2 protein-coding genes are annotated in these 2,316 nt (G+C 41.0%); both read right to left on the minus strand.

The window, feature by feature from the left end:
- Nucleotides 1-228: 228 nt before the first annotated feature.
- Entirely contained in the window at nt 229-1,464 is a 1,236-nt protein-coding gene (nqrF, locus tag CAN34_RS09180; RefSeq protein WP_079692909.1) for an NADH:ubiquinone reductase (Na(+)-transporting) subunit F, read from the minus strand.
- Nucleotides 1,465-1,690: 226 nt separating this feature from the next.
- A complete protein-coding gene (gene nqrE, locus CAN34_RS09185) occupies nt 1,691-2,263 on the minus strand; it encodes an NADH:ubiquinone reductase (Na(+)-transporting) subunit E (protein WP_089555396.1) in 573 nt (190 codons plus the stop codon).
- Between the last annotated feature and the right edge of the window lie 53 nt (nt 2,264-2,316).

Here is a 2,316-nt window from a genome sequence, read left to right on the forward strand (position 1 = left end):
AAATAAACTTTTCTTCCCTCGTTTTGTAAATTCTAATGCTATTGCGTGGCCTTAATGCTTCGGCTCACCTTTTATCCAAATGTTCAAGTCTTTGTATTTGGTTTTCATAAGAATCCTTTCTTGTTAATCTATTATTGCTATTATTTAGCCCATAAAAAAAGAGCCTCGATTGAGACTCTTAATTTAACATATATTATCAAGTTAATCGTGCGGGCTTAATGAGGGAGCTTAACCACCAAAGTCATCAAGCATAATGTTTTCATCTTCGACACCTAGACTATGCAACATATCGATAACCGCCGCGTTCATCATCGGTGGCCCGCACATGTAGTATTCACAGTCTTCTGGGTTTGGATGGTCTTTCAGATATTCCTCTAACAAGACGTTATGGATAAAGCCAGTATAGCCATCCCAATTGTCTTCAGGAAGTGGATCAGACAAAGCCACATGCCATTCAAAGTTAGCAAATTCCGCTTCTAGTTGATCGTAATCTTCAACATAGAACATCTCACGAATAGAGCGCGCACCGTACCAAAAACTAATCTTACGATCAGAGTTCAAGCGTTTCAGCTGATCAAAGATGTGTGAGCGCATCGGTGCCATACCGGCACCACCACCGACAAAGATCATTTCAGCTTCGGTCTTTTTGGCGAAGAACTCACCATAAGGACCTGATACGGTCACTTTATCGCCAGGCTTCAAGCTAAACGTCCACGACGACATTTTACCTGGTGGAATACCATCAGGGCCACGTGGTGGCGGACTAGCAATACGAATATTAAACTTAATTAAGCCTTTTTCATCCGGATAGTTAGCCATTGAATAGGCACGAATAACGGGTTCGTCAACTTTTGACACATACTTAAAGATGCCAAAATTATTCCAGTCTTCTTGATATTCTTCAGCAATATCGAAGTCTTTATAATGTACTTCATGCGGTGGCGCTTCTAACTGTACATAACCACCGGCACGGAAGTTAACTTCTTCGCCATCTGGAATTTTAAGCACCAATTCTTTAATAAAAGTAGCAACGTTATCATTAGAGATAACTTCACATTCCCATTTTTGTACATCAAAGAACTCAGGGTCAATCTCAATTTTCATGTCTTGCTTAACAGATACCTGACAAGCAAGGCGCATATGATCACGAATCTCGCCTTGAGTAAAGTAGCCTTCTTCAGTAGCCAAAATAGAACCACCGCCTTCAATAACACGGCAGCGACACTGCGCACAAGTACCACCACCACCACATGCTGAAGATAAAAATATACCTTCACTAGCAAGGGTTTGTAGTAGCTTACCGCCTGCTGCTGTTACCACGTCGTTGTCGGGATTATCGTTGATGTGAATGGTCACATCGCCTGAGCTGACCAGTCTTGAGCGCGCCGCCAAAATAATGGCGACGAGACCCATGATGATCAAGGTAAACATAGCAACGCCACCAATCGCCGTAGCATAATCCATGATAGGTATCCTTAATCTATGGGGTAGGGATGCGGGTTCATATAAACTGCCCCGAATCTCTACCGAATAAATGAATTAATTAGGTCAAATAACTGAGTATGGTTTTAAGCATATGTTTTTAAATAAATGACTACTTAACTAAGTCTTTAAATAAAAAAGCTTTTAAACAAAAAAGCCTTTAAACATAAAAACACTTAGATAAATAAGTCTTTATATAAACAAACGCTTAAATCGACATGCCACCGAATGACATAAAGCCTAGCGACATCAGACCAACCGTAATAAAGGTAATACCAAGGCCTTGTAGCGGCGCTGGAATGTCTGAGTATTTAAGCTTTTCACGGATACCAGCCAATACGGTAATGGCAAGTGCCCAACCAAAACCAGCACCAGCACCATATACCACAGATTCACTAAAGTTGTAGTCACGCTCAACCATAAATAGCACGCCACCCAAGATGGCACAGTTAACCGTAATCAATGGTAAGAAGATGCCAAGTGCGTTATATAGACTCGGGACAAACTTATCCAAAAACATCTCTAGAATCTGTACGACAGCAGCAATGAGACCAATATAACTGAGCAGACCTAAAAAGCTTAAGTCAATATCAGGAAAACCCGCCCAAGCTAGCGCACCATCTTTAAGGATAAACTGAAACAATAAATTGTTCAGCGGTACAGTGAGTGCCATAACGAAAACGACAGCAACCCCAAGACCGATAGCGGTGGATACTTTTTTCGATACCGCCCAAACACTACCAATGCCTAAGAAGTAGGATTGTGCACTAGTTTCAATCAAGAACTAGTTTATTAATAAACTAAAAACATGTCACATTATGAACAGCCTCCGTA

It is taken from the genome of Psychrobacter sp. DAB_AL32B, assembly GCF_002224105.1.
Classification (GTDB): Bacteria; Pseudomonadota; Gammaproteobacteria; order Pseudomonadales; family Moraxellaceae; genus Psychrobacter.